Raw genomic sequence first — 16,928 nt, 5'->3', positions numbered from 1 at the left:
CTGCCCAAGTATTGGCTATACCTATAACTCATTCTTACGATGATGGTCGCCAGGGAGTTCACTAATGAAGCTAAGGCTAATGATCGGCACACTGTGCGTTGCCTCGCTCGGTTTGGCCGGTTGCGCGAGCAAGGTGGTGCAACCGAATGAATACTCAGGGTTCCTCTCCAACTACAGCCAGCTCAAGGAAGCCAAGTCACCGTCGGGGGCAGAGGTGATGCGCTGGGTTGATCCACAACTGGACTTGAGCCGCTACACGGCGGTGTACATCGAGCCTACCCAGTTCTACCCCAAGCCCCAGGCCACCTCCCGGATTCCCGAGAGCACGTTGCGCGGCATCAACGACTATTACAACCAGGCGCTCAAGCGCGAGCTGGCCCAGTCACTGCCCGTGGCCAATGCCCCAGGCCCAGGGGTGATCGTGGTAAGGGCGGCGATTACCGCCGTGAGCAGCAAGACCGAAAGCCTCAAGCCTTATGAGTTTATTCCCGTCGCCCTGGTAGCCGCGGCAGTGAGCACCGGCACCGGCATTCGCGACCAGGAAACCACCCTGGGCACCGAGGCGCAGTTCCTCGATGGCGCTACCAATAAAGTACTGGCCCAAGTGGTGCGCAAAGGCACCGGCAAGCCGCTGGCCAATGACTCCCAGGTGATGAAGGCCGACGATGTGAAAAGCGTCATCGACGGCTGGGCGTCGGACCTGCACCAGTCTTACGTGAAACTGAAAAAACACTGAGTCAAAAAAAAGCGCGGCGGGTTATCGCCCGCCGCGCTTTTTTATTCGCCGTGATTATTTAAGCGGCGTCAACGCTGGTAGCTTCCACTGGCCGCTAGCGACTTCAGGCTTGGGCAGGTAAATGCGCAATACCGCATAAAACGGGCCGGGCGGGGCCGGCAACCAGTTGCTCTGCTCAGCCTTGGGAGGCTCGTGGTGTTGCAGCGCCAGGGTCAAGCCACCATCGGCGTCAAGCTTGAGGGTTGGCAGCATCTGCGAATTGATCAGGTAGCGCTTCTTGTGGTTGGGCACCAGCGATTTAGTCTTGGCGTCGTACATCGTCAGCGACCAGAACGCATCGGCCGGCGGTAACTGGTCCTTGGCAAAATGCACGGTGTAGCTGTGGCGCGCACCATTGGCTGGCTTGCCCTCGCTGTCGATGACGTAGCTCAAGTGCGCAGCTTCATCACTGGAGTTGCCGAACATTCCCAACTCGGCACCGGCGTAGCGGTACAGGTAGTTGTTTTGCAGGTGGTCGCGGCTGCCGTACAGGTCAGCGCCGGTCACTTGGTGGGTATCGATCTTGGCCTTCTTGAACGCGGCGAATTCGGCGCGGCCATCGGCGATGCCGTCCTCCAGGGCCTTGCGCTGCTCGGCAGTCAACTGGTTTACCTTGAACGGCGCGCCCGGGGCGATACCGATCTTGGCAAAGCGCGTCAGCAGGTCTTTTTCACTGTCCTGGGGCGCGGCAAAGGCCAGCATGAAATTCAGGTAGCGAAACAGTTGCGGGCCTTCGGTCATGGTCGCCATCGGCTTGGGCCATTGGATCTTCGGCACATTAGCGGGCGCGGGTTGCTTCACATAACTGCTCAGCGCCTGGACCTTGTAGCCGCTCTGGATCTGCTTGAGCTTGCCCAAGTCTTTGTCATCAAACAGCTGCGTACGGTAAAGGGCGTAGGCGATGTTGCTTTCGCTGTAGACCACACGGTCGATGTCCACCGGCTGCTGACCTTTCCAGTCAGGCCCGGCGATCATGTAGTGACCGCCGTTATTGCCGGTACTGCGGGTACCCAGGTAAGCGAAATTCTGCGTATAGAGGTCGATCAACTGCACTGAGTAGTAACGGTTGTCTTCAATCTTGGGCAGGGTCAGCACTAAAGGTTCTTTGCGCAGGTCCATCCATACGAACGAGTAGGGCGTGTCGACGTTCGGGGTGGTAACTGCGTTGTCCTTGGGGGTAAGCACCTGGGCGCTGTTGTCGATACGGTTGAAGGGCGCCTTGAAGTGGGCACCGCCTTTATCAACGGCCTGGGTGTAGAGCGTCTTGTACATCTGCACCACGGGGAAGCCGTACAGGTAGGCTTCCTTGGCGATGGCCCGGGCTTCGCTGGGGCTTGCGGTGAAGTCAGCCCAGGCGCCGGAGCTCATGAAAATCGAGAGGCTCGCCAACAGCAGGCGCGTCGGTTTTCCAATCATGTTGTTGCGTCCTTCCTGAATGCTATTTGAGAGCGTGGCGTGAAGGCGCTGAGTTTCCTGTTTTATTGGCCGGACGTCACGTTAATCTCTGCAAAGGACGCGGGGGAGGAGCGTTACAGCATGGATTTGACTTTGTCACGCAATTGATCGATCGAGAACGGCTTGCCAATCACCTGCATACCGGCGGGTACATCAATATTTTCGGCATAGCCGCTGGCAAACAGAATCGGCAGGGTGGCGCGCAGTTCGCGAGCTTTGGTTGCCAGTTGTTTACCGTCCATGTCGGGCAGGCCGACGTCGGTCATCATCAGGTCGATGATCTGGGCAGTATCTTTCACCACTTCCAACGCTTGCTCAGCGTCTGCGGCTTCAAGCACCCTGAACTCCAACTCTTCGAGGACATCGACGATCAGCATGCGCACGATGGCGTCGTCTTCGACTACAAGGATGGTGGAGGCGTGGGACATAGTGAACTTTCCTGAACAGTGAGGGCGCTGGGCTTAAAGGCAACAAGATTGTGAGTGATAACAATGCCAGCAAGTTCCGAAGCAATTGCTGGCATTGTGACCTTAGCGGCGCAAAAAGTCCCGTCAGCTTGCGTACTGACTCACAAAGGTACCGGCGCCACGCGCTTGACCGCATCCGCAGGCAATCAACGCACAAACATAGCTTTTCGCCAGGTTGTTCGGGCAAACTTGCGGCTTTTCCGCATTTGGCCAAGGCATGCCCATGACACCCGCGTCGTCCGTCGATGAAAAAAGCTTTCGTACCCTGCTGAGCCGCAACGTGGCCCTGCCTTTGGGCGTGGGCGTGCTCAGCGCGGTGTTTTTCGTCTGCCTGATTACCTATTTGCTTTCGGTGATCCAGTGGGTGGAGCACACCGACCGCGTCATTAACAACCTCAATGAGACGTCCAAACTGACGGTTGACCTGGAAACAGGTATGCGCGGGTTCCTGATCACGGGTGACGAGCATTTCCTTGACCCGTACGAAGTGGCCAAGCCGCGGATCATTGCCGACCTGCGCAACCTGCAGGACCTGGTAGCCGACAACCCGCAGCAGGTTGACCGGCTCAAGCGCTTGGAAACCTTGCAGACCGAATGGAACAACTACGCGCAATCGATGATTGAATTGCAGCGCAACAGCGGCGATTACCGGGGCGCTGTCAAGGCGGGCCGGGGCAAACGGCTTACCGATGAGATTCGCAAGGAATACGAAGACGCGGTGGCGATGGAACAGCAGTTCCGTATCACCCGTAATGCCGAGGTCACCCGCACGACGGTGATCAGTGTCACGCTGTATTTGCTGTTTGTACTGGGGCTGAGTGGGTTTCTGGCCTACATTGGCCGGAAGAATTTAATCTCGCTTTCAAAGAGTTACAGTGCAAACATCGCGTCACAACAGAAGATTGCACGGCGCCTGGAGCAAACCGCCTGGCTGCGCAATGGCCAGACCGAGCTGGCCGAGCAAGTGCTGGGCCAACTGACCCTGAACATGCTGGGGCGCAATATCCTGCAGTTCTTCGCCCAATACATGGGCTCTGCCGTCGCGGCGCTGTACGTGCGCGAAGAACACGGCGGCCTCAAGCGCGTGGCCACTTATGGCTTTTCACGCGAGCAGGAACAGCTGGAACAGTCGATCTACAGTGATGAGGGCATCGTCGGGCAGGCCGCCCAACTGGATCGCCTGATTCGCCTGGACGATGTGCCGGTGGATTACTTCAAGGTCAGCTCGGGACTGGGCGAGGGCGCCACCCGCAGCGTATTGGTGGTACCCACCAGCGATGACGACCGCGTCAACGGTGTGGTCGAGCTGGGTTTCCTGCGCCCGCTGGATGAGCGTGATATTGAACTGCTGGAACTGATCGCCGGCAATATCGGCACCTCCATCGAAGCCGCGCGCTATCGCCAGCGCTTGCAGGAAGTGCTGGCCGAGACCCAGCAGCTCAACGAAGAACTGCAAGTGCAGCAGGAAGAACTCAAGACCGCCAACGAAGAGTTGGAAGAGCAGTCGCGCATCCTCAAGGAGTCCCAGGCCCACCTGGAAACTCAACAGGCCGAGCTGGAGCAGACCAACGAGCAACTGGCCGAACAGACCCAGACCCTGGCCGAACAGCGCGACGCCATGGACCGCAAGAACATCGAACTGAACCAGGCCCAACTGGAGCTGGAAGACCGCGCCGATGAGCTGCAGCGTTCCAGCAAGTACAAGTCCGAATTCCTGGCCAACATGTCCCACGAGCTGCGCACACCGCTGAACAGCTCGCTGATCCTGGCCAAACTGCTAGCAGATAACCCCCAGGAAAACCTCAGTGCCGAGCAGGTCAAGTTTGCTGAGTCAATCTATTCGGCCGGCAATGATTTGCTCAACCTGATCAACGACATCCTGGATATTTCCAAGGTCGAAGCCGGCAAGCTGGAAGTACGCCCGGAAAACGCCAGCGTCGAGCGCCTGGTGGATGGCCTGCGCGGCATGTTCGAGCCGCTGGCAATGGACCGCAAACTGGGCTTCCAGGTGGACGTGCAGCAAGGCTCGCCAACCCTGCTGTTTACCGATCGCCAGCGTCTGGAGCAGATCCTCAAGAACCTGTTGTCCAACGCCATCAAGTTCACTGAACAGGGCGAGGTCAGCTTGTCGGTGTCCCGTGCGCCGGGGGAGGGCATTGCCTTCACGGTGCGCGATTCCGGCATTGGTATCGCCCCGGACCAACAGGAAAGCATTTTCGAAGCCTTCCGCCAGGCCGACGGCACCACCAATCGCCGTTACGGCGGTACGGGCCTGGGCTTGTCGATCTCCCGTGACCTGGCCACCTTGCTGGGCGGCTATATCAGCGTGACCAGCGAGCCGGGCAAAGGCAGTATTTTCACGCTGGTATTGCCCGAACAGTACGTCGAACGCGACGAGGACGCGGCGCCGATCGAGCCCCCGCGCCAAGTGGTGGTCGCGCCGGCACCGGCGCCCGTCAAGGTGTCGCCATTGCCGGTGGCCGACGCCAAGCTGATCCCACGCTTTGCCGACGACCGCGAAAAGGCGCCGTTCAGCACCCGCTGCATTTTGGTGGTGGAAGATGAGCCGAATTTTGCGCGCATTCTGTTCGACCTTGCCCACGAGCTGGGTTACCACTGCCTGGTCGCCCACGGTGCCGACGAGGGCTACAGCCTTGCCGAGCAGTACATCCCCGACGCCATCCTGCTGGATATGCGCCTGCCCGACCATTCCGGGCTGACCGTGCTGCAGCGCCTCAAGGAACACGCCAACACGCGCCACATCCCGGTGCACGTGATTTCCGTGGAAGACCGCGTCGAAGCCGCCATGCACATGGGCGCCATCGGTTATGCCGTCAAGCCCACCACCCGCGAAGAGCTCAAGGACGTGTTCGCACGCCTGGAAGCCAAGTTGACCCAGAAGGTCAAGCGCATCCTGCTGGTGGAAGACGATGACCTGCAGCGCGATAGCATTGCCCGCCTGATCGGCGACGATGACATCGAGATCACCGCCGTAGGCTTTGCCCAGGAGGCGCTCGACCTGCTGCGCAGCAATATCTACGACTGCATGATCATCGACCTCAAGCTACCGGACATGCTCGGCAACGAGTTGCTCAAGCGCATGGCCACCGAGGATATCTGCTCGTTCCCGCCGGTGATCGTCTACACCGGGCGCAACCTGACCCGGGACGAAGAGGCCGAACTGCGCAAGTATTCACGCTCGATCATCATCAAGGGCGCGCGCTCGCCCGAGCGCCTGCTCGATGAAGTCACGCTGTTTCTGCACAAAGTCGAATCCCAGTTGTCCCATGACCGCCAGAAGATGCTCAAGACCGCCCGCAGCCGCGACAAGGTCTTCGAAGGGCGCAAAATCCTGCTGGTGGACGACGATGTGCGCAATATCTTCGCCCTGACCAGCGCCCTGGAGCACAAAGGTGCCGTGGTGGTGATCGGGCGTAACGGCCAGGAAGCCATCGACAGACTCAATGAAGTGGACGATATCGACCTGGTGCTGATGGACGTGATGATGCCGGAGATGGACGGTTACGAGGCCACGGCCTTGATCCGCCAGGACCCACGCTGGAAAAAACTGCCAATCATTGCCGTGACGGCCAAGGCCATGAAGGACGATCAGGAACGTTGCCTGGCAGCAGGCTCAAACGATTACCTGGCCAAGCCGATTGACCTGGACCGCCTGTTCTCACTGATTCGCGTATGGCTACCGAAGATGGAACGCATTTAAGTGGAGCAGTGTTTCTTGGATAAAAGCAGCGATATTGAGCTGCGCCTGTTGATCGAGGCGATTTACCTCAAGTACAGCTATGACTTTCGCGACTACTCGGGCGCGTCGGTCAAACGCCGTGTGGCCCATGCCTTGCGCCAGTTCGACTGCGCGACCATCTCCGCACTGCAAGAGCGCGTGTTGCACGACCCGGCCGCGTTCATGCAGTTGCTGCAGTTCTTGACCATCCCGGTGAGCGAGATGTTTCGCGACCCGTCGCACTTCCTCGCGATTCGCCAGGAAGTGGTGCCGTTGCTCAAGACCTACCCGTCGATCAAGATCTGGATCGCTGGCTGCAGCACGGGCGAGGAGGTTTACTCCATGGCCATCCTGCTGCGTGAAGAAGGCTTGCTGGAGCGCACCATCATCTACGCCACGGACATCAACCCGGCGTCGCTGGAAAAAGCCAAGCAGGGCATCTTTTCCCTGGAGAACGTGCGCGCCTATACCGCCAATTATCAGCAGGCCGGCGGGCAACGTTCATTTGCCGACTACTACACAGCGGCTTACGATTACGCGATCTTCGACAAGACATTGCGCGAGAACGTGACCTTTGCCGATCACAGCCTGGCGACCGACAGCGTATTTTCAGAAACTCAATTAATTTCATGTCGTAACGTATTGATTTATTTCAATAAAAAATTGCAAGATCGAGCGTTTGGCTTGTTTCATGAGTCGCTGTGTCATCGCGGCTTTCTGGTGCTGGGCAGCAAGGAAACCCTGGATTTTTCCGCCTACAGCAAGCAATTCGAGCCCTTGGTCAAGCAGGAACGGATCTACCGAAAATCATGAGCGACGCGCCAGACACCCCGATTCGCGGGATCGAAGCCATCGTCGTCGGCGCTTCCGCCGGCGGCGTTGAGGCGTTGCTGAGTATTTTCGGCCAGCTGCCGAGTACCTTCGGCCTGCCGATCATTGCCGTGCTGCACCTGCCGGACGAGCGCCGCAGCCAACTGGCGGAAGTCTTTGCGCGGCGCCTGAGCATCCCGGTCAAGGAGGCCCGGGACAAAGAAGCCGTAGAGGCGGGTACCTTGTACTTTGCCGGGCCTGGTTATCACCTGTCGGTCGAGCAGGACCGCAGCCTGTCCCTGAGCCAGGAAGACCGGGTGCACCATTCCCGACCCGCCATCGACTACCTGTTTTCCTCGGCGGCCGATGTGTATGGGCCCCGCCTGCTCGCCATTTTGTTGACCGGCGCCAACCAGGACGGCGCAAGCGGCCTGGCTCACGTCAAGCAATCGGGTGGCATTACCATCGTGCAGGACCCACAAGAGGCACGCATTGCCGTCATGCCCCTGGCGGCCCTGGCCTTGCACACACCGGACTATATTCTTTCCTTGAGCCGAATCGGCTCATTGCTGGCTTCCCTGGAACCTTCCCCATGTTAAGTACTGTCCAGGCCAAACTGCTGATCGTTGATGATCTGCCGGAAAACCTGCTGGCCCTCGAGGCGCTGATCAAGCGTGAGGATCGCCAGGTCTTCAAGGCATTGAGTGCCGACGAGGCGTTGTCCCTGTTGCTGGAACATGAATTCGCCATGGCGATCCTCGACGTGCAGATGCCTGGCATGAACGGTTTCGAACTGGCCGAACTGATGCGCGGCACTGAAAAGACCAAGAACATCCCCATCGTGTTCGTCAGCGCCGCTGGTCGCGAACTCAACTACGCCTTCAAAGGCTACGAAAGCGGCGCCGTGGACTTCCTGCACAAGCCGCTGGATATTCATGCGGTCAAGAGCAAGGTCAACGTGTTCGTCGACCTGTATCGCCAAAGCAAGGCGATGAAGCTGCAAGTCGAGGAGCTGGAGCGCAGCCGTCGCGAGCAGGAGCTGCTGCTCACCCGCCTGCAAGCCACCCAGGCCGAGCTGGAACAAGCGGTGCGCATGCGTGACGACTTCATGTCGATTGTCGCCCACGAAGTGCGTACGCCCCTCAACGGGCTGATCCTGGAGACCCAACTGCGCAAGATGCACCTGGCCCGAGACAATGCGGCGGCGTTTACCCTGGACAAGATGCACGCCATGGTTGACCGCGATGAGCGCCAGATCCAGAGCCTGATCCGCCTGATCGAAGACATGCTCGACGTGTCGCGTATCCGCACCGGCAAACTGTCGATTCGCCCGGCACCCATCGACCTGGCGCAACTGGTGCGCAACCTGGTCGATAACTTCGCGCCGCAAGTGGCCGCCGCCGAGTCGTCCATGCAATTGCAGGCCGAGAGCCCGGTGGAAGGCTGTTGGGATGAGTTCCGCATCGAGCAGGTGATCACCAACCTGTTGACCAACGCCTTGCGCTACGGGGCCAAGAGCCCGGTGCAGGTGCGGGTGTATACCGAGCATGGCGAAGCGCGGGTAGAGGTGCGCGACCACGGCATTGGTATCAGCGAGGAGAACCAGAAGCGTATTTTCCAGCAGTTCGAGCGGGTTTCGGCCAACCATTCCGCCGCCGGTCTGGGCCTGGGCCTGTTTATTTCCGAGCAGATCGTGGCGGCCCATGGCGGCACGATTGAGGTCGAGAGCCAGATAGGTGAGGGCGCCCTGTTCCGGGTGTGCCTGCCCCTGGAAGTGGCCGAGTGAAATCAATCGTCGCCCCAACGCAACCTCTGCGTGACCCCATGGTCGTAACTGCAGCAATTGACCGGACAAAGGCTTCCCATGAGTGAAGATGCACAAGATGTCGTACTGATCGTCGAGGACGACGAATCCATTATGTTTGTGCTGGGCGAGTACCTGGCAGGCTTGGGCTACCGGGTCTTGAAGGCGATCGACGGGGAGCAGGCCTTCGAAATCCTTGCGACCAAGCCGCACCTGGACTTGATGGTCACCGATTATCGCCTGCCGGGTGGGATTTCCGGCGTGCAGATTGCCGAGCCTGCAATCAAGCTGCGTCCGGAACTGAAAGTGATCTTTATCAGCGGTTACCCGCAGGAGATTCTCGACTGCAACAGCCCGATCACGCGCAATGCGCCCATCCTGGCCAAGCCGTTTGATTTGGATACGTTGCAGGAGCATATTCAGCGATTGCTTGCCTAAGTTCTCAACGTCAGCTACCGCGGGGGAAATCCTCGCGGATAAGTCCAACATCAGTCGATGGAGTAAGGGCTTCAGGTTGAGCAACTCTGCTCATCCGAGGAAAGACTGACCAAGCAAGAAGATAGTGGCAACATTCGTATCCATCTTGGTTTTTAGACGAAGAAAGTTGTAACAATTTGGTTAATGTCACGAAAGTATATTTCAGCCAGTTATGAATGCCTTTTGCCAAGGCGGTGTCGAAATATCGTTGCTTTATATGTTCTAGCTGGAACCTTCTGACAGATTCAGCCCATTAATCTCGTCGGTGTTGAGCCACATTCATCACCGACGAGACTAATTGACTTTCAGAAGGTTGACCCATGACCCTATCCAATATTTCCTCAAGCAACCGCCTGTCTGATCCGGTGACGAACTCGCGGCCGCTTTCTATCGAGGCGCCCATACAACAAGCCCAAGCCACCGGAGCAACTGGCGATAAGCGGCTGTTGGAGCTTTATGCGAGCGCTATACGCCAAGCAACGCAGACAAATACGGGCGATGAAACAATTGACGATATTCCTAATGACTCGCGGTTTGGCGCGTGGTGGCAGCAACTGTACAACGCTACACATAGTCCGGCGTTCTTGGAATGGGCGAAATCGAAGAATATCGATACCTCACAAGCCATCACCGTCAACCCTCACAGTGACGTACTGACCGTTACGATCAATGGCGAACGTACTGAATTGCGCGGTTCGGAACAAGGCCCCGGCTGGCGGGAGGCTACGGGGCCGATCATGGTGGCCGTGAAAGCGTTGGGGGCTTCCATCGTCGACGCGCCAACTCGCCCACAGCAGGCTCCGTTGATTCTGATTGCTCGTTTTTACGGTGAGGTACTGCTGCCTTACAGAAAAGAAGAAGTGCTCTCCCGGGCCACGCAGCTTGAACATAACCAGGAATTCGATGTGTTGGGCGCTGATACTTATGTTGATCTTGGCGCTCAATCGCCCGAGATACTGGAACAGCAAAAGCGCGAGCTAGGCGATAGCGTCAACAAATTCGCGTTGCTTGAGAAATTGAAGAAATTTAGCCAGGCCCATCCTGAATTCCTTGCCAGGTATCTGGCCGATACACGGGTCTCGACCCACCCAGACTCAACCTACCAACAAGAAACGCAACAAACCGACGCCAGTCTGCAAGACCTGCTTCATGCAAATGGCTGGCACGTGCCAAACAATGTGGACGAACTGAAAAATCTGATCCATGTTCTGGGCTCCCCTGCATTGCCTCAAACAACCGACGGAAACTTTGCCGGTGCATTGGCATGGCCCATGCCAATGTCCATCGAGGACCAGTCTGAACTTGTGCGCATAGTCATTGACAACCAGCCGCCATTGCCTGGTTTGAGCAGCGACGCTCGGCTTGGCAGTGCTGATGTGTTGGGGGCATTGGTAAAACAGGTCCCCCGGCCCGTACTCAATCAAGGGGATCCAGTCGCCACCGTACAATGGATCCTCAATAGCGGTCTGGGCCAAGAATTAGGCATAGAGCTGAAAAAGCGAATGGGGCAGGTGGCGCAACACTCCACACCACGGGAAGTATTGTTGACGGTGTTGGCTGTGACACTGGACTCACAAAGTCTGGTTGAGGCAAAACCCGATCACATTGCCGGGTTTAATCTCACCGCGCCTGAGTTCAATAACCAGCCCTTGTCCGTCATCAAGCAAGGGCTGATCGATCATCTGTTGCAGACAAACAAAACCACACCAGAGGCCGCTCCAATCGCGGCAATGCTTCTACTGAGTCGTGCCGCTCCAGAGCTATGTGTCAAAGATATTCCCGCCGACGTGACCTACCTCTCAGCTAACTGGCTCAATCTTAAGGCTGCGGTAGGCCGGATTGAAGCAACCAGCCCGGGTGCCGCTATACGAATGAGCTTTAGCGAAATTGTTAATTTCGATGCTATTGACCCTATTACAGACCATGAACAAGAGATTCAAACGCTGACGGCCTGGCCTGGGATTCGCGAATGGGGCAAAGCGCATGGCAAGCTCTCGATAACAAAGGAGCCTACCGCTGAACAGCTGGAAGAAACCCAGAAGGCATTCCGTCAGGAGCAACAGCAGATATTGAGCGCCGCTGACGTATTGACGTCCTCACCCCCGACGCAGCGCTCTATAGCACTGGCCGAACTCAAGGCGCACTTCGGTGAGGGCATACCGTTTGAAGAAAAAAGTATCCGCAGTCATGTTACTCAAACAGATGGCTATAGACTAACCCCATCCCTCACATTAGATCCGGAAGGTAGTTATTCACTGCTGGACCTTTTTTTGGCAAAAAAAGCAGGGTTGACGGTGGGGTGGTACTCTACCAACCCCAAGATTACTGAAACGGTCATCAACCAACTTTTAACGATGCCAGATCCAATAACAAAACACAGCCAAGCGTTCGATCAGTACGCGGAGGATTTGTCGCAGGCCTGGAGTACCGTGACCAAAAAGCTTATTTCCAACTTACCCTTGGAAGATCGGAAAAACATCGAATGGGGCGATTTGGAAATCTATGAAAAAGGTCAGACAACGCGTACGGAAACACTCGCAGGTCGTGGGGGCACTCTACACCATTCCGACGGTTTTTCGCGGCATCAGGAAGACAGGTCACTGATTATTAAAACCGTTCGTAACGGTGTCGAAACTTACTATGAGTTTGATCCTCAGCGCAAAGAGCTACGAAAACGAGACGACTGGAAGAACTCCTTCCATGAGGGGCCTCAAGGTCCGGAGACGGAAATCCAGTACGGCGGTCTTGGAAAAAAATTTACCGTTGATACCATTCAAAAACATCCGGCCTCTGATGACGCCGCCCATGTGCGGGGCGTCCCAGATAACGAAGATTTCCTACCGGATTCATTTTCCAGTGACCGAAGTAATTTTTTGGGTATGTTGCTCTCTAAAAACATTATAGGATCCTACGCCATGGAGGATGTGAAGGCCTCCACTCGCGAAGTAACAACGTTTGATCAAGAAAAAGAAAAACAGGAGTTTTTTCGTAACCTGGTACTGGGTTTAATACCCGGAGGGTCTGCCTTGTGGAATTTGGCACACGGGAATTACAAAGATGCAGCTGCGGATATCATTTTTGATATCGTGCTATACGCTACCACCGCAGGGCTAGGAAAGGCGGGTAGTGGAGCGGCTCGCGCGGGGTCAAGCCGCTTCGGAAAGTACCTCACCGCTGGAAAATCGACAGCCGGCGTGGGTAACTTGTTTCGGTCGACGACGAACGGGGGGGAGGGACTGCTATCCAAAAGCCGTCAGTGGTTTGGCAGGTTGACAGGGGCCTCCGACAGTGTCGATTTACTTAAGCTCTCCAATAGACACGATATTGCAATAGGCACCTATAAACCGGTCAACGGTGCGCCGATATCGAACGTCGCGGCGAAGTTCGATGAGGCGACTGGTAGATGGTTACCTTATGATGTAACCAAGAACAAAGTCTATGGCAACCCCCTTGAAAACTTCACACCTGAAACCGCCAGGTATTTTGAGGACAGCTTGGGCACTGCAGACGATGTCGCAGATGGCGTCGGCGAAGTGGTACGCCGCAGAAAAAAAACCAATCACCTGGAAAAAAGCCTGGCCAATGATAACGCATTACACTTGGGGCGCGAAATCAAGGATTTTAAGGTGCTCGGCGATGGTATTTTTTGCTATGTGGATAAATATAAAGGCGTGGAGAGACTTAATATCTGCGCCCATGGGGTCAATCCGAATTTTAAACAACTGCTCACCGATGAGCCAATGAGTATGTTTTTCAATGGTAAGAAGAACACGCCCGCTGATCTGCTGGAGCATCTTCGCGCTTCGGGCATTAGTCCTGAAAAGTTCAACAATGTACGCTTGTTGATGTGTCACTCAGCCAATGGGTCTGCCAATTCTTTTGGGAGCCATTTTGGGAAATTAATAAAGCGTGATGTCAAGGCGTTTCAAGGGCCTGTTCGTGCGTACGTCGTGCCTGAAGACGTTGGTACTTTAAAAGCCAATATAAATCTGACCAGTCCCGGGGCTTCAGCCGCTGATATTAACCAGAGGATCTACAATCAGCTTCAGCTGAATTTGTCCCTTGGTACAAGTAAAACCGGCCCTAAAGGAATTAGCGGCTCTCGGTCTGGAAAGGAAATACCCTTTTATTATCGCCCAGTAAAGTTTAAGGCAAGCTAAAACATGATCAGCCCCTTCGTCACAGCGAGAGGGCTGTCAGTTCTGATAAAGGCCCCTTACTCCCGAATCATCTCCCGTACTGTGGCCGTTAATAAATCAAACGTAAACGGCTTGGTGATCAACTGCATGCCAGGGTCCAGGAACCCTCCACGCACCGCCGCATGCTCGGCATACCCGGTAATGAACAACACCTTGAGTTCAGGGCGAATTTGCCGGCCGATTTCCGCTAATTGCCGGCCATTCATACCGGGTAACCCGACATCGCTGATCATCAGGTCAATGCGCTGCTCGGACTCAATGATCGGCACCGCCGTATTCGCGTCTGCGGCTTCGACGAACCCATAACCCAGCTCTTTGAGCACGGCGCTGACCAGCACCCGAACCGCGGGGTCATCCTCGACGATCAACACCGTTTCCCCTGCATTGGCAAACGGCAGCAATGTCGGGTTGAGCGGCTCCTGGGCTTGGGGCTCGCCGATAAAACGCGGCAAGAACAAGCTGACCGTGGTGCCTTTGTTGACTTCGCTGTGGATGGTCACATGCCCACGAGACTGACGAGCGAAGCCGTAGATCATTGACAACCCCAGCCCCGTGCCCTGGCCGATGGGTTTAGTGGTGAAAAAAGGATCGAACACGCGGCCCATCAAGTGCTGCGGTATGCCGCAACCGTTGTCGCTGACACTCAGCTCTACGTAATCGCCCGGTGTCAGGGTGCCGTAGGCGGCAGTGAAGACGCTGTCGAGGTGGCGGTTGGTGGTTTCCACCGTGAGCGTGCCACCGGTGGGCATGGCGTCGCGCGCGTTGATCACCAGGTTGAGCAGGGCGCTTTCGAGCTGGTTCGGGTCGGCTTCGGCCGTCCACAAGGCGTCGCTCAAGCGCATGTCCAGGCTGATGCTTTCGTTGATGCTGCGTTGCAACAATTCGCCCATGGCCGCGACCAACTGGTTGATCTGCACGGGTTTGGAGTCCAGCGATTGTCGACGGGAGAACGCCAACAGTCTGTGGGTGAGGCTGGCCGCGCGGTTGGCGGAGGTCACGCCCAGGTCGATCAGGCCGTCCAGGTCATCCAATTTGCCTCGCGCCACACGTCGGCGCAGCAGTTCCAGGCTCCCAATAATGCCGGTGAGCATGTTGTTGAAGTCATGGGCGATACCGCCGGTCAACTGGCCAACGGCTTCCATTTTCTGCGACTGACGCAGGGCTTCTTCGTTGTGGCGCAGTTGGGCGGTGCGTTCTTCCACTTGCTGCTCGAGGGTTTCCAGGGTGCGCTGCAGCCGCAGCTCGCTCTCGCTCAAGTCAATCAAGCGGTCCCGCGCCTCGTACTGGCGCCGCCGACCGCGCAGGGCGGCGCTGACCAGGCTGATCAGGGTGATGGGATGGAATGGCCGCTCCAGAAACGTGACGTTACCCAGCAAGCCGCTCAGTCGGGTCGAACCGTTCTGCTCTTTGCCGCCATGCTGGGTCATCAGCACGATCGGCAGGTCGGACCAGGCCGGCTGCTGATGCAACAACTCAAGTAACGGCTCCAGGTCGACGCCACGCAGCGCCTCAGCCGCAATGATGAGCAGGCCGGCGCCTTGGGTCAGCTCTTCGCACAGGGCGGCCAGGCTATTGGCGACGATCCCGCTGTAGCCGGCTTCGTTTAGCATCATCAGCGCCAATGAGCCGTCGCGGCCCATGGGCGCCAGCACGATGGCGCGCTCGGAGACAGGAGAAAGGGCCGGCACTAGCCCTCATCCTTGAGCAGGGGGGAGCCGGCGCCCATATAGGTCGGAATGCCGCGCAGCACACCCTGGAAGTTATCCAGGGGCACACCCACCGTCATGCCGCGGCTGCCGATGCGGTATTCGCGGATAGTCGACTCATGTGAGCCGGTTCTCTTCTTGATGATCGAAATGGCCCGGCGAACTTTGCCCAGAGCCTCGAAATAACGCAGCAGGATTACGGTGTCAGCCAGGTAGGTGATGTCGACTGGCGTCTGCATGTCGCCGACCAGGCCGTGCTGGGCCACCGTCATGAAGGTGGCAGCCCCGCGGCGGTTGAGGTACAGCAACAGTTCATGCATATGCAGGATCAGCGCGTTCTCTTCGGGCATGGCGGCCTGGTAGCCGTTGATACTGTCGATGACCACCGTCTTGATGCCGCGCTCGTCCACGCAACGGCGCACCCGGTGCGAAAATTCGCCGGGGGAGAGTTCGGCGGCGTCGACCTGCTCGATCAGCAGGTTGCCGGTGTCTCGCAACGCGGCGAGGTCGATGCCCATGTTCTTCATACGCTCGAACAGCAGGCCCAGTTCTTCATCGAAGATAAACAGCGCAGCCTTTTCGCCACGGGCCACGGCAGCAGCGGCGAAGATCATCGAGATCAGCGACTTGCCGGTACCGGCCGGGCCGAGAATCAGGCTGCTGGAGCCGGTCTCGATTCCCCCGCCGAGCAGAGAATCCAATTCCTCGATACCGCTGCTCAAGGTTTGACGGTTGTAACCGCCTCGATGCTCAGCCGCCACCAGGCGCGGGAATACGTGAATGCCGTCGCCCATGATGGTGAAGTCGTGAAAGCCGCCACGGTATTTCTGGCCCCGGTATTTCACCACCCGGATGCGACGACGCTCGGCACCGTAGTTGGGCGTCAGTTCCTCCAGGCGAATTACCCCGTGGGCCACGCTGTGCACGGTCTTATCCAGGGACTCGGTGGTCAGGTCGTCCAGCAGTAATACGGTGGCGTCATAGCGCACGAAGTAGTGCTTGATCGCCAGGATCTGCCGGCGATAGCGCAAGGAGCTTTGCGCCAACAGGCGGATCTCCGACAGGCTGTCGACCACCACGCGGGTCGGCTTGACCCGTTCCACCACTTCAAAGATCTGGCGGGTGGCTTCGCCCAGTTCCAGGTCGGAGGAGTACAGCAGGCTTTGCTGGTGTTCGGCGTTGAGCAAGCTTTCGGGCGGGGTCAGTTCGAAAATATGAATATGGTCATCGAGGTCCCAGCCATGGGATTTGGCGCCCTGGCGCAATTCGTGCTCGGTTTCGGACAGGGTGATATACAAGCAACGTTCGCCGTTTTGCGCGCCGGCCTGCAAAAAGTGCAGGGCCACGGTGGTTTTACCGGTGCCGGGTTCGCCCTCAAGCAAAAACACGTGGCTGCGCGATAGCCCGCCGGCAAGAATGTCATCAAGACCTTCGATGCCGGTGGCCGCCTTTTCACTCAACAGCTGATTGGATGTACTCAAGAAGTGCCCTCAGGT

General features: G+C 57.3%; 11 protein-coding genes. 7 read left to right on the top strand and 4 right to left on the bottom strand.

Annotation, left to right across the window (positions count from 1 at the left end; genetic code table 11):
• Positions 1 to 64 precede the first annotated feature (64 nt).
• Positions 65 to 736 carry a DUF3313 domain-containing protein gene (locus N2A98_RS13050; RefSeq protein ID WP_032897258.1) on the top strand — a complete coding sequence of 224 codons (672 nt, stop codon included), beginning with the start codon at positions 65 to 67 and terminating at the stop codon, positions 734 to 736.
• Positions 737 to 790: 54 nt separating this feature from the next.
• On the opposite strand, the gene N2A98_RS13045 is transcribed toward N2A98_RS13050, so the two are convergent.
• Both N2A98_RS13045 and N2A98_RS13040 read right to left on the bottom strand, forming a co-directional pair.
• The gene (locus tag N2A98_RS13045; RefSeq protein ID WP_275623569.1) at positions 791 to 2,191 is read right to left on the bottom strand and encodes a DUF1254 domain-containing protein; all 1,401 of its coding nucleotides are present in this window, start codon (positions 2,189 to 2,191) and stop codon (positions 791 to 793) included.
• Positions 2,192 to 2,304: 113 nt separating this feature from the next.
• Entirely contained in the window at positions 2,305 to 2,658 is a 354-nt protein-coding gene (locus N2A98_RS13040; RefSeq protein WP_032897262.1) for a response regulator, read from the bottom strand.
• 262 nt (positions 2,659 to 2,920) lie between these two features.
• Here N2A98_RS13040 and N2A98_RS13035 point away from each other — a divergent pair, with 262 nt between their 5' ends.
• The 6 genes from N2A98_RS13035 to N2A98_RS13010 all read left to right on the top strand — a co-directional run bounded on the left by N2A98_RS13035 (position 2,921) and on the right by N2A98_RS13010 (position 13,687).
• The gene (locus tag N2A98_RS13035; RefSeq protein ID WP_069558457.1) at positions 2,921 to 6,418 is read left to right on the top strand and encodes a response regulator; all 3,498 of its coding nucleotides are present in this window, start codon (positions 2,921 to 2,923) and stop codon (positions 6,416 to 6,418) included.
• Between the two features lie 15 nt (positions 6,419 to 6,433).
• On the top strand, positions 6,434 to 7,249 hold the full coding sequence (locus N2A98_RS13030; RefSeq protein WP_005788281.1) for a protein-glutamate O-methyltransferase CheR: 816 nt from the start codon (positions 6,434 to 6,436) through the stop codon (positions 7,247 to 7,249).
• Positions 7,246 to 7,845: a chemotaxis protein CheB gene (locus N2A98_RS13025; protein ID WP_044273872.1), complete on the top strand. Its 600-nt coding sequence runs from the start codon at positions 7,246 to 7,248 to the stop codon at positions 7,843 to 7,845. The genes N2A98_RS13030 and N2A98_RS13025 overlap by 4 nt, the downstream gene beginning before the upstream one ends.
• Positions 7,839 to 9,032 carry a hybrid sensor histidine kinase/response regulator gene (locus N2A98_RS13020; protein WP_047710888.1) on the top strand — a complete coding sequence of 398 codons (1,194 nt, stop codon included), beginning with the start codon at positions 7,839 to 7,841 and terminating at the stop codon, positions 9,030 to 9,032. The genes N2A98_RS13025 and N2A98_RS13020 overlap by 7 nt, the downstream gene beginning before the upstream one ends.
• Positions 9,033 to 9,110: 78 nt before the next feature.
• Positions 9,111 to 9,488 carry a response regulator gene (locus N2A98_RS13015; RefSeq protein ID WP_003217591.1) on the top strand — a complete coding sequence of 126 codons (378 nt, stop codon included), beginning with the start codon at positions 9,111 to 9,113 and terminating at the stop codon, positions 9,486 to 9,488.
• A gap of 359 nt (positions 9,489 to 9,847) precedes the next feature.
• The gene (locus tag N2A98_RS13010) at positions 9,848 to 13,687 is read left to right on the top strand and encodes a hypothetical protein (RefSeq protein WP_044273868.1); all 3,840 of its coding nucleotides are present in this window, start codon (positions 9,848 to 9,850) and stop codon (positions 13,685 to 13,687) included.
• 56 nt (positions 13,688 to 13,743) lie between these two features.
• On the opposite strand, the gene N2A98_RS13005 is transcribed toward N2A98_RS13010, so the two are convergent.
• Complete coding sequence (locus N2A98_RS13005; RefSeq protein WP_047710886.1) at positions 13,744 to 15,414, bottom strand: ATP-binding protein; 1,671 nt, start codon at positions 15,412 to 15,414, stop codon at positions 13,744 to 13,746.
• On the bottom strand, positions 15,414 to 16,913 hold the full coding sequence (locus N2A98_RS13000) for an ATPase domain-containing protein (RefSeq protein ID WP_032897276.1): 1,500 nt from the start codon (positions 16,911 to 16,913) through the stop codon (positions 15,414 to 15,416). Before N2A98_RS13000 ends, N2A98_RS13005 begins: the two co-directional genes overlap by 1 nt.
• Positions 16,914 to 16,928: the final 15 nt, after the last annotated feature.

Source organism: Pseudomonas sp. FJ2-5-13 (genome assembly GCF_029201605.1).
Taxonomy (GTDB): Bacteria; Pseudomonadota; Gammaproteobacteria; order Pseudomonadales; family Pseudomonadaceae; genus Aquipseudomonas; species Aquipseudomonas lactis.
The sequence above is the reverse complement of the archived record's forward strand: the minus strand, read 5'-3'. Positions and strand labels throughout refer to the sequence as shown.

Bases quoted from the DNA above. Each gene is read 5' to 3' on its own strand.
- N2A98_RS13025 (WP_044273872.1), top strand. From the start codon at position 7,246: ATGAGCGACGCGCCAGACACCCCGATTCGCGGGATCGAAGCCATCGTC.
- N2A98_RS13045 (WP_275623569.1), bottom strand. From the start codon at position 2,191: ATGATTGGAAAACCGACGCGCCTGCTGTTGGCGAGCCTCTCGATTTTC.
- N2A98_RS13050 (WP_032897258.1), top strand. From the start codon at position 65: ATGAAGCTAAGGCTAATGATCGGCACACTGTGCGTTGCCTCGCTCGGT.
- N2A98_RS13020 (WP_047710888.1), top strand. From the start codon at position 7,839: ATGTTAAGTACTGTCCAGGCCAAACTGCTGATCGTTGATGATCTGCCG.
- N2A98_RS13010 (WP_044273868.1), top strand. From the start codon at position 9,848: ATGACCCTATCCAATATTTCCTCAAGCAACCGCCTGTCTGATCCGGTG.
- N2A98_RS13035 (WP_069558457.1), top strand. From the start codon at position 2,921: ATGACACCCGCGTCGTCCGTCGATGAAAAAAGCTTTCGTACCCTGCTG.
- N2A98_RS13040 (WP_032897262.1), bottom strand. From the start codon at position 2,658: ATGTCCCACGCCTCCACCATCCTTGTAGTCGAAGACGACGCCATCGTG.
- N2A98_RS13015 (WP_003217591.1), top strand. From the start codon at position 9,111: ATGAGTGAAGATGCACAAGATGTCGTACTGATCGTCGAGGACGACGAA.